The sequence below is a fragment of the Pseudomonas sp. lyk4-TYG-107 genome (assembly GCF_030209055.1).
GTDB lineage: Bacteria > Pseudomonadota > Gammaproteobacteria > Pseudomonadales > Pseudomonadaceae > Aquipseudomonas > Aquipseudomonas putida_A.
The window spans coordinates 1-13,970 of sequence record NZ_JARVST010000044.1 but is presented as its reverse complement, the minus strand read 5'-3'; the positions used below and the strand labels follow the sequence as shown (position 1 = coordinate 13,970).

12 protein-coding genes are annotated in these 13,970 nt (G+C 61.3%); 11 read left to right on the top strand and 1 reads right to left on the bottom strand.

Going from position 1 to position 13,970, the window contains the following annotated elements; genetic code table 11:
- The first annotated feature begins 118 nt into the window (after positions 1-118).
- On the top strand, positions 119-2,008 hold the full coding sequence (thiC, locus tag QRN61_RS27290; RefSeq protein WP_096794747.1) for a phosphomethylpyrimidine synthase ThiC: 1,890 nt from the start codon (positions 119-121) through the stop codon (positions 2,006-2,008).
- 201 nt (positions 2,009-2,209) lie between these two features.
- The gene (gene cytX, locus QRN61_RS27285) at positions 2,210-3,502 is read left to right on the top strand and encodes a putative hydroxymethylpyrimidine transporter CytX (RefSeq protein ID WP_285376394.1); all 1,293 of its coding nucleotides are present in this window, start codon (positions 2,210-2,212) and stop codon (positions 3,500-3,502) included.
- Here the strand turns inward: cytX and QRN61_RS27280 are convergent.
- Complete coding sequence (locus tag QRN61_RS27280) at positions 3,471-4,217, bottom strand: RsiV family protein (protein ID WP_096794749.1); 747 nt, start codon at positions 4,215-4,217, stop codon at positions 3,471-3,473. The genes cytX and QRN61_RS27280 overlap by 32 nt on opposite strands.
- Positions 4,218-4,446: 229 nt before the next feature.
- On the opposite strand from QRN61_RS27280, the gene QRN61_RS27275 reads away from it, so the two are divergent.
- From QRN61_RS27275 to QRN61_RS27235, 9 genes are all read left to right on the top strand, one after another.
- Positions 4,447-5,064 carry an NUDIX domain-containing protein gene (locus QRN61_RS27275; RefSeq protein WP_027611392.1) on the top strand — a complete coding sequence of 206 codons (618 nt, stop codon included), beginning with the start codon at positions 4,447-4,449 and terminating at the stop codon, positions 5,062-5,064.
- On the top strand, positions 5,055-5,507 hold the full coding sequence (locus tag QRN61_RS27270; RefSeq protein ID WP_007967395.1) for a DUF1249 domain-containing protein: 453 nt from the start codon (positions 5,055-5,057) through the stop codon (positions 5,505-5,507). The genes QRN61_RS27275 and QRN61_RS27270 overlap by 10 nt, the downstream gene beginning before the upstream one ends.
- A 99-nt stretch (positions 5,508-5,606) precedes the next feature.
- The gene (gene cpdA / locus QRN61_RS27265; RefSeq protein WP_096794750.1) at positions 5,607-6,422 is read left to right on the top strand and encodes a 3',5'-cyclic-AMP phosphodiesterase; all 816 of its coding nucleotides are present in this window, start codon (positions 5,607-5,609) and stop codon (positions 6,420-6,422) included.
- Positions 6,423-6,591: 169 nt separating this feature from the next.
- Positions 6,592-7,200 carry a YqiA/YcfP family alpha/beta fold hydrolase gene (locus QRN61_RS27260; protein ID WP_096794752.1) on the top strand — a complete coding sequence of 203 codons (609 nt, stop codon included), beginning with the start codon at positions 6,592-6,594 and terminating at the stop codon, positions 7,198-7,200.
- A 42-nt stretch (positions 7,201-7,242) separates the two neighbouring features.
- The gene (gene parE / locus QRN61_RS27255; protein WP_095138100.1) at positions 7,243-9,150 is read left to right on the top strand and encodes a DNA topoisomerase IV subunit B; all 1,908 of its coding nucleotides are present in this window, start codon (positions 7,243-7,245) and stop codon (positions 9,148-9,150) included.
- Positions 9,150-10,139 (top strand): esterase-like activity of phytase family protein, encoded by a 990-nt coding sequence (locus tag QRN61_RS27250; RefSeq protein WP_285376385.1) that lies wholly within the window; start codon positions 9,150-9,152, stop codon positions 10,137-10,139. Before parE ends, QRN61_RS27250 begins: the two co-directional genes overlap by 1 nt.
- On the top strand, positions 10,136-10,660 hold the full coding sequence (locus QRN61_RS27245; protein ID WP_027611396.1) for a retropepsin-like aspartic protease family protein: 525 nt from the start codon (positions 10,136-10,138) through the stop codon (positions 10,658-10,660). Before QRN61_RS27250 ends, QRN61_RS27245 begins: the two co-directional genes overlap by 4 nt.
- Positions 10,661-10,667: 7 nt before the next feature.
- On the top strand, positions 10,668-12,932 hold the full coding sequence (gene parC / locus QRN61_RS27240) for a DNA topoisomerase IV subunit A (protein WP_097087101.1): 2,265 nt from the start codon (positions 10,668-10,670) through the stop codon (positions 12,930-12,932).
- A gap of 186 nt (positions 12,933-13,118) precedes the next feature.
- A complete protein-coding gene (locus tag QRN61_RS27235; RefSeq protein ID WP_095138104.1) occupies positions 13,119-13,829 on the top strand; it encodes a PqiC family protein in 711 nt (236 codons plus the stop codon).
- The last annotated feature ends 141 nt before the right edge of the window (positions 13,830-13,970 follow it).

The window sequence follows — 13,970 nt, the reverse complement described above, 5'->3', positions numbered from 1 at the left end:
GAAATTGTTCGACAATCGAACGCTCGACGACGATGCACAGCACCAGTCCTGGTGCGTCCGTGCCTTTCAGGTTCTGCTCCGACAATCCATTGCCTGGATGCTGTCTGGAGAGCCCGTGATGACTACAAAAGCAAAAAACGCGATCAACCTGAGTGACTCGGCCAAGGTCGATGAGCAGTCGGTTCAGCCGTTCACCCGTTCGCAAAAAGTCTACGTTCAGGGCTCGCGCCCGGACATCCGCGTGCCGATGCGCGAAATCACCCTCGATGTGACGCCGACCGATTTCGGCGGCGAAATCAACGCGCCGGTCACCGTCTACGACACCTCGGGCCCTTACACCGATCCGAACGTGGTGATAGACGTGCGCAAAGGTCTGGGCGACGTGCGTTCGGCGTGGATCGACGACCGTGGCGACACCGAGCGTCTGCCAGGCCTGAGCTCGAACTTCGGCCAGGAGCGCCTCGCCGACCCTGAACTGACCAAACTGCGTTTTGCTCACGTCAACAACCCGCGCCGGGCCAAGGCCGGGGCCAACGTCAGCCAGATGCACTACGCGCGCAAAGGCATCATCACCGCCGAGATGGAATACGTCGCCATCCGCGAAAACATGAAGCTGCAAGAGGCCCGCGCCGCCGGCCTGTTGACCCAGCAACACGCCGGCCACAGCTTCGGCGCGAGCATCCCGAAAGAAATCACCGCTGAATTCGTCCGCGAAGAAATCGCCCGTGGTCGCGCGATCATCCCGGCCAACATCAACCACGTCGAACTGGAACCGATGATCATCGGCCGTAACTTCCTGGTGAAGATCAACGGCAACATCGGCAACAGCGCCCTGGGTTCGTCCATCGAAGAAGAAGTGGCGAAACTGACCTGGGGCATTCGCTGGGGCTCGGACACTGTAATGGACCTGTCCACCGGCAAACACATTCACGAAACCCGCGAGTGGATCATCCGCAACTCGCCGGTGCCGATCGGTACCGTGCCGATCTATCAGGCGCTGGAGAAGGTCAACGGCGTTGCTGAAGACCTGACCTGGGAGCTGTTCCGCGACACGCTGATCGAACAGGCCGAGCAGGGGGTCGACTACTTCACCATCCACGCCGGCGTGCTGCTGCGCTACGTGCCGCTGACCGCCAAGCGCGTGACCGGCATCGTTTCCCGTGGCGGTTCGATCATGGCCAAGTGGTGCCTGGCGCACCACAAAGAGAACTTCCTCTACACCCACTTCGACGAAATCTGCGAAATCATGAAGGCCTACGACGTCAGCTTCTCGCTGGGCGACGGCCTGCGTCCGGGCTCGATTGCCGACGCCAACGACGAAGCGCAATTCGGCGAACTGGAAACCCTCGGCGAGCTGACCAAGATCGCCTGGAAACACGACGTGCAGTGCATGATCGAAGGCCCGGGCCACGTGCCGATGCAGTTGATCAAAGAGAACATGGACAAGCAGCTGGAGTGCTGTGACGAGGCGCCGTTCTACACCCTCGGCCCGCTGACCACCGACATCGCGCCGGGTTACGACCACATCACCTCGGGTATCGGTGCGGCGATGATCGGCTGGTTCGGTTGCGCCATGCTCTGCTACGTGACGCCGAAGGAACACCTCGGCTTGCCGAACAAGGATGACGTGAAGACCGGGATCATCACCTACAAGATCGCGGCGCATGCGGCGGACTTGGCCAAAGGGCATCCGGGCGCGCAGATTCGTGACAACGCCCTGAGCAAGGCGCGTTTCGAGTTCCGCTGGGAAGACCAGTTCAACCTCGGTCTGGACCCGGACACCGCGCGTTCGTATCACGACGAAACCCTGCCGAAAGACTCGGCCAAGGTCGCGCACTTCTGTTCGATGTGCGGGCCGAAATTCTGCTCGATGAAGATCACTCAGGAAGTCCGTGAATACGCGGCCAACCAGCGGATCGACGCGGTCGACGTGGACGTCGCCCAAGGCCTTGCGGAGCAGGCCGAGCGGTTCAAGAAGGAAGGCAGTCAGCTCTATAAAAAAGTCTGATCCCTGACTGATCTGTTGTGGTGAGGGGATTTATCCCCGATCGACTGCGCAGCAGTCGCAATTTTGAGAACCGGGTCCTTCAGATGTACCGCATTCTCAGGTTTTGGGGCTGCTTCGCAGCCCATCGGGGATGAATCCCCTCGCCACAAGTGGGCCAGCTTGATCACACACAACTACAAATGTCCCTCTGAGATAACACCCTTGAGCATTCAACCCGGCACTTATTCCCCCGACCTCGCCGTACCCGCCGACAAGCGTGTGTTCGGCGGTCGCGATCTGTTTTCCCTGTGGTTCTCCCTAGGCATCGGCCTGATGGTGTTGCAGACCGGTGCCTTGCTCGCGCCCGGTCTGGGCCTTTCCGGTTCGCTGCTGGCGATTTTCCTCGGCACGCTGGTTGGCGTGCTGCTGCTGGCAGCGGTCGGCGTGATCGGCAGCGATACCGGTCTGTCGTCGATGGCCGCACTGAAACTGAGCCTCGGCAGCAAAGGCGCGAGCCTGCCGGCGCTGCTCAACCTGCTGCAACTGATCGGTTGGGGTTCGTTCGAAATCATCGTCATGCGCGACGCCGCCAGTCTGCTCGGCAGCCGTGCGTTCAGCGAAGGTTCGCTGTGGGCCAGCCCGATGCTCTGGACCTTGTGCTTCGGCGCACTGGCGACTTTGCTCGCGGTCAGCGGGCCGCTGACGTTCGTGCGCAAGATCCTGCGTAAATGGGGTATCTGGCTGATCCTCGCCGCGTGCATCTGGCTGACCTGGAATCTGTTCGCCAAGGCTGATCTGGCGGCACTCTGGGCGCGTACCGGAGACGGCTCAATGCCGTTTGCCGTGGGCTTCGACATTGCCATCGCGATGCCGTTGTCGTGGCTGCCGCTGATCGCTGATTACTCGCGCTTCGGTAAGCGTGCGAAGAACGTCTTCGGCGGCACCGCCATCGGTTTCTTCATCGGCAATTTCTGGCTGATGAGCCTAGGCGTGGCCTACACCCTGGCGTTTGCGCCGAGTGGTGAAGTCAATGCGTTACTGCTGGCACTGGCCGGGGCCGGTCTGGGCATTCCGCTGTTGCTGATTCTGCTGGATGAGTCGGAAAACGCTTTCGCCGACATTCATTCGGCAGCGGTGTCGAGCGGGATTCTGTTGCGCTTGAAAGTCGAGCATCTGGCCTTGGCCATCGGCGTGATCTGCACCCTGATTGCACTGCTGGCGCCATTGGCGCAGTACCAGAACTTCCTGCTGTTGATCGGTTCGGTGTTCGCGCCGCTGTTCGGCGTGGTGCTGGTGGATCACTTCATCCTGCGCAAGCGCAGTGCTCAGGTGGCGTCAGCCGCATTGCGCTGGCCGGCGCTGCTGGCGTGGCTGGGCGGGATCAGCACCTACCACTTGCTGGCGAATCTGTATCCGGATGTCGGCGCGACCCTGCCGGCACTGGTGCTGGCAGGGCTGTTGCAACTGGTGCTCGGTCGGGCGTTCAGTTACGGCCCGGAAACAGCTCGGGTTTGAGAATGCCGTTCAGACGCGGGTAAGGGATCTTCAGTTCGACGTGGCCCAGCGCGTAAGGCGCGATGGTGCTCACGTCGTACTTGAGGATCACGCCACCGTAGGTCAGCGCCACGTTCGGGGTTTTGACGAACGGCCAGCTCTTCACGAAATCCGCTTCCTGATCGAGCTTGGTGCTGATCAGCCAGCTGTTGTGCGCCACTTGCGCCGCTTTCCAGAACGCCTCTTCCTGACCCGGCAGCAACATGTCCGACAGGTTCAGCACTTTATGCTGCTGACGCGAATAGTTGATGAAACCGCGGCCCGGCGTGCCATGGGCGCCGCCGGTGTCGAGGTAGCTCGACAGTTCGATGATCACCAAGCCGTCATGCTGCTCGCGTACCTTGGCCTGCAAATAGCTGCTGTTGCGCGGGCCGGCGTTGCGCAGGAATTGATCACGATAGGCAGCCAGGGTTGGCGCCACCGCTGTGTTCTGCTCGGTGCGGGTCATTTGCAGCAGGCGTTTTTCGATAATGCCGTCCAGCGCAGGCTCGGCCGCGAAGTGCACGGTATCGATATTCACCAGCGGGCAGTCCGGGTTGGAACAGCCGGGTTTCAGGGTTTCCGACGCATCGCGGGTGGTTTCCAGCGGCGTGCGGTAGTTGGGCTGGAACAGGTTGGCGCAGGCGCCCAGGGTCAGGGCGATGGCGGCCACGGAGGCAATTTTGAAAAGCGACATGGGCGTCCTTTCTGAAACAGGGGAAGGCAAAAAGTTATCCGCTTCGACTCTCGCCGAAGCAGTCAGTTCGCCACTAAGCTAATTAGAGTGGGTTTCGCCTCCACCGTCCATCCCGCTGACGGTAAAGGGGCTGCATCAATCATCGCGGGCGCGTTAGGATGGCGCGAAGTCGAGGTCGCCAGTAACCAAAAGCAGCCTCGTATTGGATTTGCAGCAAGAGAGGATGCTCATGACAGATTTTGCCAACGCCACTCCGGCCACCGTCGATGTTGTAAAGCGCGAGCGCTGCTACGAGGGCTTCTACAAGCTCGACCGTTTGCACCTGCGCCATGAGCTGTTCGCCGGGGGCATGAGCCGCGAGATCAACCGCGAAGTCTTCGTGCGTCACGATGCCGTGTGCCTGCTGCCTTACGATCCAAAGCGCGATGAAGTGGTGCTGCTCGAGCAGTTTCGCGTCGGTGCCATGGGCAAGACCGACAACCCGTGGCTGGTTGAGCTGGTCGCCGGTCTGATCGACAAGGCCGAAGTGCCGGAAGAAGTTGCTCACCGCGAGGCGCAGGAGGAAGCTGGGCTGGACATCAAGGCCCTGTGGCCGATGACCAAATATTTTCCGTCGCCGGGCGGCAGCAACGAATTCGTGCATTTGTACCTGGGGCACTGCAGCACCGAAGGCGTAGGCGGCCTGCATGGGCTGGAGGAAGAAGCAGAAGACATCCGCGTCACGGTCTGGGCCTTTGAAGATGCCTTGCAGGCCGTCCGTGACGGACGCATTGCCAACGCGGCGAGCATCATCGCCTTGCAATGGCTGGCGCTGAACCGCGCCGAAGTGAGGGGGTTATGGTCGTAAACAAGCTGCGCGATCGCTATCGAGTCGACCTCGCCGGGCTGCAGGCCGCCTGCGAGGCCAACTACGCGCGCCTGATGCGACTGGTGCCGGACATGCGCAACGACCCCGAGGCGCGGCGGATCGCCGTGACCCAGGGCGAGCAGATGCTCGGCGTGCTGGCCCTCGAAGTGCTGCAGACCTGCCCCTACACCACCACTTTGCAGGTGCGTCAGGAACACAGTTTGCCGTGGCTGCCGGTGCCGCAACTGGAAGTGCAGGTCTATCACGACGCGCGCATGGCCGAGGTGATCAGCGCCGAACATGCACGACGCTTTCGCGGCATCTATCCTTACCCGAACGCCGCGATGCATCAGCCGGATGAAAAGGCCCAGCTCAATCTGTTCCTCGGGGAATGGCTGAGCCATTGTCTGGCCCTGGGGCACGAGTACGAAGTCGTACGCTAGTTGTGAACTGCGTCCGGTTCGCCGGTTTCCCCTTTGCGTCATCCCCCAGCATAATTGCGGCACTCAACCGATTCCGTGCTTTTGCCCTGGGAGAACGCCTTGCCGAGCGTATCCACATTGACCACCGCCGATCCGGCGCTGCTGGTGCAGTTATCCGACAGTCATCTGTTCGCCGAGGCGGACGGCACACTGCTGGGCATGAACACCCGCGAGAGCCTGCAAAAGGTCATCGAACTGGTGCTCAGGCAGCAACCTCGGATCGACTTGATTCTGGCCACGGGGGACCTTTCCCAGGATGGCACTCTGGAGTCGTATCAACAGTTTCGTGAGATGACGGCGCAGATCGATGCGCCGGCGCGCTGGATTCCCGGCAATCACGATGAACCGCAAATCATGGCTCAGGCCGCGGTGCAAAGTGCATTGCTGGAGTCAGTGGTCGATGTCGGCAACTGGCGCGTGACCTTGCTCGACTCGGCGGTGCCGGGCTCTGTGCCGGGGTATCTGCAGGATGATCAGTTGCAACTGCTGGCGCGCTCGCTGAGCGAAGCGCCGGAGCGCCATCATCTGGTGTGTTTCCACCATCATCCAGTGCCGGTGGGTTGTGCCTGGGCGGAGCCGATAGGTTTGCGCAATCCCGAAGCATTCTTCGACGTGCTCGATCGTTTTCCTCAGGCTCGCGCGGTGCTGTGGGGGCATGTGCATCAGGAGATCGACCGCGAACGCAACGGCGTACGGCTGATGGCCTCGCCATCGACCTGCATTCAGTTCGAGCCCGGCAGTCACGACTTCAAGGTCGGCGAACAGGCGCCGGGCTATCGCTGGTTGCGGCTGTTGCCGGACGGGCGGCTGGAAACCGGTGTCGAGCGCGTTACCGACTTCGAATTCACCGTCGATTACGGCTCCAACGGTTACTGAAAACCGAGTCGCGCCCTTCGCGAGCAAGCCCGCTCCCACAAAGGATCTGTGCCGTTCGCAAATCCCTTGTGGGAGCGGGCTTGCTCGCGAAGGCGTCCCTACAAACACCCACGATCCCCCTGACTCCCTGTAAACTCCGCTATCTTTTGCCGACACCCAGGGAGCTCAAATGTCCGGTTCGATCCTCTATATCCACGGTTTCAACAGCGCGCCGGCCTCGAAAAAGGCCTGTCAGCTGGTCGAGGTGATGGAACGGCTGGGTTTGAGCGACCAATTGCGTGTCCCGGCGCTGCATCACCACCCGCGTGAAGCCATCGGTCAGTTGCAGCAGGCGATTGCCGAGCTGGGCCGGCCGTTGCTGGTGGGAAGCTCACTCGGCGGCTACTATGCGACTCACCTGGCTGAGCGCCACGGCTTGAAAGCCCTGCTGGTCAACCCGGCGGTCAGCCCGCACCGGATGTTCGACGGCTACCTGGGCACACAGAAAAACCTGTATACCGATGAGACCTGGGAATTGACCCACGACCATGTGACGGCCCTGGCCGAGCTGGAAGTGCCGGCACCCGTGGATGCACAGCGTTATCAGGTGTGGTTGCAGACCGGCGATGAAACACTGGATTATCGCCTCGCCCAGCAGTATTACCGGGCCTGCGCCTTGCGCATTCAGGCCGGCGGCGACCATGGTTACCAGGGTTTTGCCGAACAATTACCGGCGTTGTTGAGTTTTGCCGGCATTGGCGCCGATTTGTATCAGGCAATCGATTTCACCGCACTGTGAAGTCTTGCCCCTTTTTCATTGAATCACTGACGACGAGACCCTATGGCCACTCCCAGCGCTAGCTCTTATAACGCCGACGCCATCGAAGTCCTCTCGGGCCTCGACCCGGTGCGCAAACGCCCCGGCATGTACACCGACACCAGTCGGCCGAACCACCTCGCCCAGGAAGTCATCGACAACAGTGTCGACGAAGCCCTGGCCGGCCACGCCAAATCGGTGCAGGTCATTCTGCACGCCGATCACTCGCTGGAAGTCAGCGACGACGGTCGCGGCATGCCGGTCGACATTCACCCGGAAGAGGGTGTGTCGGGTGTCGAGCTGATCCTCACCAAGCTGCATGCGGGCGGCAAGTTTTCCAACAAGAACTACCAGTTCTCCGGCGGTCTGCACGGGGTGGGTATTTCCGTGGTCAACGCCTTGTCGACCGAAGTCCGGGTGCGCGTGAAGCGTGACGGCAACGAATACCAGATGACCTTCAAGGATGGCTTCAAGGCCACCGAGCTGGAAATCGTCGGCACCGTCGGCAAGCGCAACACCGGCACCAGCGTGTACTTCGCGCCGGATCCGAAATACTTCGACTCACCGAAATTCTCCATCAGCCGCCTCAAGCACGTGCTCAAGGCCAAGGCTGTGCTTTGTCCGGGGCTGCTGGTCAGTTTCGAAGACAAAGGCACCGGCGAGAAAGTCGAATGGCATTACGAAGACGGCCTGCGCTCCTATCTGGTGGACGCGGTCAGCGAATTCGAACGCCTGCCGGACGAGCCATTCTGCGGCAGCCTCGCCGGTAATAAAGAAGCGGTGGATTGGGCGCTGTTGTGGCTGCCGGAAGGTGGCGACGCGGTGCAGGAAAGCTACGTCAACCTGATCCCGACGGCGCAGGGCGGTACCCACGTCAACGGTCTGCGTCAGGGCCTGCTCGATGCGATGCGCGAGTTCTGCGAATTCCGCAGCCTGCTGCCGCGCGGCGTGAAGCTGGCGCCGGAAGATGTCTGGGAGCGCATCGCTTTCGTGCTGTCGATGAAGATGCAGGAGCCGCAATTCTCTGGCCAGACCAAAGAGCGTCTGTCGTCCCGTGAAGCGGCGGCATTCGTTTCCGGCGTCGTGAAAGATGCGTTCAGCCTGTGGCTCAACGCCAACCCGGAAACCGGTCTGGCGCTGGCCGAACTGGCGATCAACAACGCCGGTCGCCGCCTCAAGGCAAGCAAAAAGGTCGAGCGCAAGCGCGTCACCCAAGGCCCTGCGTTGCCGGGCAAACTGGCTGACTGCGCCGGACAGGATCCGATGCGTTCCGAGCTGTTCCTGGTCGAAGGTGATTCCGCCGGCGGTTCCGCCAAGCAAGCGCGGGACAAGGAATTCCAGGCGATCCTGCCGTTGCGCGGCAAGATCCTCAACACCTGGGAAGTCGATGGCAGCGAAGTGCTGGCCAGCCAGGAAGTGCACAACATCGCCGTGGCCATCGGGGTCGATCCGGGTGCGGCAGACATGAGTCAGCTGCGCTACGGCAAGATCTGCATCCTCGCCGACGCCGACTCCGACGGTCTGCACATCGCCACGCTGCTGTGCGCGTTGTTCGTCCAGCATTTCCGCCCGCTGGTGGATGCCGGTCACGTCTACGTAGCGATGCCGCCGCTGTACCGCATCGACCTCGGCAAAGAGATCTACTACGCCCTCGACGAAGCCGAGCGCGACGGGATTCTCGATCGTCTGGTGGCCGAGAAGAAACGCGGTAAACCGCAGGTCACCCGATTCAAAGGTCTGGGTGAAATGAACCCGCCGCAACTGCGTGAAACCACCATGGACCCGAACACCCGGCGCCTGGTGCAACTGACGCTGGGCGAGGATTTCGCCGAAACCTCGGAAATGATGGACATGTTGCTGGCGAAGAAACGCGCCGGTGACCGCAAGACCTGGCTCGAATCCAAGGGCAACCTGGCCGAGGTGCTGGCCTGATGCGGTTTGGCTGGGCCTTGGCGGGTGCGTTGCTGCTGAGTCCGATGAGCGTGTCGGCGGAGCCGCTGCAGGAGTTGCGCGTGCTCTCCGAACACCCGGTCGAAGGCATGCGTGGCGGCAACCTGTCGGGACTGGCCATGTGTGGCAGCGAGTTGTGGACGGTGTCGGACCGCGATGACGATCAGATCTATCGGCTCAATACCGCCGATCAGGTCTGGCAGGCCGAGGCCTTGCACATCGACGTGCCGCTGGTGCCGGAGACCGGTTTGCCGTGGGGATTGCGCTCGCGCAATTGGGCCGCGTCGTTCGTGCGCGGTGGCGACCTCGATTTCGAAGGCATCAGCTGCGACAGCGACGGCAATCGCTACATTGTCAGCGAGGGCCACGCGGCGGTCTTGCAGGTGCCCGTCAGCGGCCCGGTCAACTGGCTGAAGATTTCGCCGATGATGGTTCGCGAAGCGCGGGCCAGTGGCATGCTCCTGCATTTCAATGCGATCTTCGAAGGTCTGGCGATCAACCCGGCGGGCGATCAGATGTGGCTGGCCGGCGAACGGCAAAACCGCGGCTTGCTGCTGATCAAGCGTCAGCAGACGGTGTGGGATTGCGACGGTCGTTGCGTGCTGCTCAGCGAGGGCGGCAAGGAGATGCAGCCGCCGCAGTTCCCGCACGCCAAAGCGGTCGACCGCGACTTTTCCGACCTTTCGTTGTTCAACGGCAAATTGTTTACCCTTGAGCGCAACGCCTTCCAGATTTGTCGGCGCGATGCGCAGACCGCCAAGGTCGAGCGTTGCTGGTCGTACGCCGCTGAATTGTTGCAGGCCAACCGCCGTTACGCGCAGAACTTCGGCTTGGAAGAAGCATTGATCGTTGACGCTGAGGGTGCGTGGGTCGGCGTCGACAATAATTTCGGCCCCCGCGCCGACGGAGAGGTTCGACCGATCGTCTGGCGCTTCGCCGCGCCTGAAGGTGGCTGGAGCGCCAAGCCGTGAGTCAGCAACCGCCGGGCAAACGCGCCGGCCGGGTGTTGATGATTCTGGCCTGGTGCGCGGGGTTGTTTCTGGCCACGCGGTTTTTCGGCCAGTGGGAAGAACGTCAGCAGAATCCGAACGTGGTGGTCACGTCCGAGCAGCATGGCGGCGTAATCGAAGTGAAGCTGGCCGGCAACGCCCAAGGGCATTTTGTCGCCAGCGGTCAGATCAACGGTGAGCCGGTGGAGTTCATGCTCGACACCGGCGCGACCGATGTGGCGATCCCGGCGGATCTGGCCAAGCGCTTGAAACTGGAAGAGGGTTTCGGTGTGACCCTGAGCACGGCCAACGGCCTGAGCCAGGGCTACCGGACAAAGATCGACCGTCTGCAACTGGGCGACATTGTGCTGCGGGATGTCCGCGCGCTGGTGGCGCCGGGGCTGCATGGCGATCAGGTGCTGCTCGGCATGAGCGCCCTGAACAAACTTGAATTTACCCAGCGCGGTGGCACCATGCTGCTGCGCCAGACAACGAACCGATGAGGCCCGCATGAGCGACTCCCTTGATCTCAGCCTGGACGGTGTAGAACGCCGCTCGCTGGCTGACTTCACCGAAAATGCCTACCTCAACTACTCCATGTACGTGATCATGGACCGTGCCCTGCCGCATATCGGCGACGGCCTGAAACCGGTACAGCGGCGCATCATTTATGCGATGAGCGAGTTGGGGCTGGACGCCGATTCCAAGCACAAGAAATCGGCGCGTACCGTCGGTGACGTGCTCGGCAAGTTCCATCCGCACGGCGATTCGGCGTGTTACGAAGCGATGGTGTTGATGGCCCAGCCGTTCAGCTATCGCTACACGCTGGTCGACGGCCAGGGCAACTGGGGTGCGCCGGACGATCCGAAGTCCTTCGCCGCCATGCGTTACACGGAAGCACGCCTGTCGCGCTATTCCGAAGTGCTGCTCAGCGAACTGGGCCAGGGCACCGCTGACTGGGGCCCGAACTTCGACGGCACCCTGCAGGAACCTTTGGTTCTGCCAGCGCGTTTGCCGAATATCCTGCTCAACGGCACCACCGGCATCGCTGTCGGTATGGCTACCGACGTGCCGCCGCACAATCTGCGCGAAGTCGCCACTGCCTGCGTGCGCTTGCTCGATGAGCCGAAAGCCACGGTCGAACAGCTCTGCGAACACATTCAAGGCCCGGACTATCCGACCGAAGCGGAAATCATCACGCCGCGTGCCGACCTGCTGAAAATGTACGAAACCGGCAAGGGCTCGGTACGCATGCGCGCCGTGTACCACGTCGAGGACGGCGACATCATCGTCACCGCGCTGCCGCACCAGGTCTCCGGGGCCAAAGTGCTGGAGCAGATCGCCGCGCTGATGCAGGCCAAGCCGTCGAAAGCACCGCAGATCGCTGACCTGCGTGATGAATCCGACCACGAAAACCCGTGCCGCATCGTGATCATTCCGGTCAACAGCCGCGTCGATCACGAAGCGCTGATGCAGCACCTGTTCGCCAGTACCGAGCTGGAGTCGACCTACCGGGTCAACGTCAACATCATCGGTCTGGATGGCAAGCCGCAACTGAAGAACCTGCGTGCATTGCTGGTCGAATGGCTGGAGTTCCGCGTGCTGACCGTGCGGCGCCGTCTGCAATTCCGCCTCGACAAGGTCGAGCGTCGCCTGCACCTGTTGGACGGTTTGCTGATCGCCTACCTCAACCTGGATGAAGTGATCCACATCATCCGCACCGAGGAACACCCGAAAACCAAGCTGATCGAGCGTTTCGCCCTCAGCGAGATCCAGGCCGACTACATCCTCGACACCCGCCTGCGGCAGTTGGCGCGTCTGGAAGAGATGAAGCTGCGCGACGAGCAGGACGAACTGCTCAAGGAACAAGCCAAGCTGCAAGCCCTGCTGGGCAGCGAAGCCAAGCTGAAGAAGCTGGTGCGCACCGAGCTGCTCAAAGACGCTGAAACCTATGGCGATGACCGTCGTTCGCCGATCGTCGAACGTGCTGAAGCGAAAGCGCTGACCGAACACGATCTGCTGCCGAACGAGAAAGTTACCGTCGTGCTGTCGGAAAAAGGCTGGATCCGTTCGGCCAAAGGCCATGACATTGATGCCACCGGCCTGTCGTACAAGGCGGGTGACGGCTTCAAGACCTCGGCGGCGGGACGTTCCAACCAGTCTGCCGTGGTAATTGACTCCACTGGCCGCAGCTATTCGGTCGCCGCGCATACGTTGCCGTCAGCGCGTGGCCAGGGCGAACCGTTGACCGGGCGTCTGACCCCGCCACCCGGCGCGACCTTCGAATGCGTGCTGATGCCGGAAGACGATGCGCTGTATGTGATCGCCTCCGACGCCGGTTACGGTTTCGTGGTCAAGGGCGAAGACCTGCAAGCCAAGAACAAGGCCGGTAAAGCCCTGTTGAGCTTGCCGAACAACGCCAAGGTGATCGCGCCGCGTCCGGTGACTGATCGCGAGAATGACTTGCTTGCGGCCGTGACCAGCGAGGGGCGGATGCTGGTCTTCAATATCAGCGATTTGCCGCAGTTGGCGAAGGGCAAGGGCAACAAGATCATCGGTGTACCGGGTGACCGTGTCGCCAGCCGTGAAGAGTTTGTCACGGACATTGCTGTGATTCCCGCGGGTGCAACCTTGATCCTGCAAGCAGGCAAACGTCCGTATAAACTGAAAGCTGAAGACCTCGAACACTACAAAGGTGAGCGTGGACGGCGTGGCAACAAGCTTCCACGTGGCTTCCAGCGGGTCGATGCACTGCTCGTCGAAAACCTCAATTAGGCGAAAACGCCCATCTAGAGGCGTCGATCTACGATTTAACGCGTAGATCGACGCTTTGGCGCTGGAGTCGGAACGCATATTCACGGATGATATGGCCTTTCCAAGCGCCGGCGTGGCCGAGCGTTCTTCATATTTATTGAGTATTTTCACTGTGGTCAGCCTTGTGGCGGCCACCTGGACGGGATGATGACTGCTCTGCGCCCCCTTATTTTCCTGCTCGCCGGCGTTTTGGGCCTGGCGGGTTGCAGCGTTCACCAGCCGGTGTCGCTGTATCAGCTGGACAGCGGAAGTCCGGCTCAGCCTGCGCAAAGCACAGGCATGGCGGTTTTGTTGGGTCCGGTAGTCATTGCTGATTACCTGCAACGTGAAACTTTGCTGCAACGTCAACCGGACGGCAGCCTGCAAGCCTCGACCGACGGTCGCTGGGCGGGCAGCCTTTCGTCGGATATCGATCAATTGCTGATGCGTCAGGTGGCCGGTCATCTGGACAGCCAGCGTGTGGTATTGGCACCCGCCACTCTGGGATTTGCCCCGGATGTGCAGGTATTGCTGACCATCACGCGTCTGGACTCCGGTGAGAAGCAACCGGCGATCCTCGATGCACAATGGCGTCTGATCGACCGTCGTGGTCAGGTGCGCGATAACCGCATCGTTCATCTGCAGGAGCTGCATGCCGGTACCACGGCTTCGCAGGTGCAGGCGCAGGGGATTCTGCTGCAGCGTCTGGCCGAGCAGTTGTCGGTGGCGCTCAAGCCATTGGCCAACCAGCCTCCGGTGGCCGAAGCACCGCGTAAGGCAGCGCCTAAACCGGCAGCGCCGGCGGCGGATGCAGAGAAGCAGCCGAAGATTCCGATGGCTTCGCCGATTCGCACGGATATGGAAGTGTTCCGCTTCTGAGTGTGGTTTGAGTCAAAACAAAGCCCTCCTTGTGCGGGCTTTGTTGTGTCTGGGGGCTGGAGGACAGTTGTCGTCAGTGCTGACGCCTTCGCGAGCAAGCCCGCTTGTGTCTGAGTAAGGGAATAAACTCTGAGGTGAGAG

Excerpts from the sequence above, each read along its gene's own strand:
- parC (WP_097087101.1), top strand. The coding sequence starts at position 10,668 with ATGAGCGACTCCCTTGATCTCAGCCTGGACGGTGTAGAACGCCGCTCG.
- QRN61_RS27260 (WP_096794752.1), top strand. The coding sequence starts at position 6,592 with ATGTCCGGTTCGATCCTCTATATCCACGGTTTCAACAGCGCGCCGGCC.
- QRN61_RS27280 (WP_096794749.1), bottom strand. The coding sequence starts at position 4,217 with ATGTCGCTTTTCAAAATTGCCTCCGTGGCCGCCATCGCCCTGACCCTG.
- QRN61_RS27235 (WP_095138104.1), top strand. The coding sequence starts at position 13,119 with ATGACTGCTCTGCGCCCCCTTATTTTCCTGCTCGCCGGCGTTTTGGGC.
- QRN61_RS27275 (WP_027611392.1), top strand. The coding sequence starts at position 4,447 with ATGACAGATTTTGCCAACGCCACTCCGGCCACCGTCGATGTTGTAAAG.
- thiC (WP_096794747.1), top strand. The coding sequence starts at position 119 with ATGACTACAAAAGCAAAAAACGCGATCAACCTGAGTGACTCGGCCAAG.
- parE (WP_095138100.1), top strand. The coding sequence starts at position 7,243 with ATGGCCACTCCCAGCGCTAGCTCTTATAACGCCGACGCCATCGAAGTC.
- QRN61_RS27270 (WP_007967395.1), top strand. The coding sequence starts at position 5,055 with ATGGTCGTAAACAAGCTGCGCGATCGCTATCGAGTCGACCTCGCCGGG.
- QRN61_RS27250 (WP_285376385.1), top strand. The coding sequence starts at position 9,150 with ATGCGGTTTGGCTGGGCCTTGGCGGGTGCGTTGCTGCTGAGTCCGATG.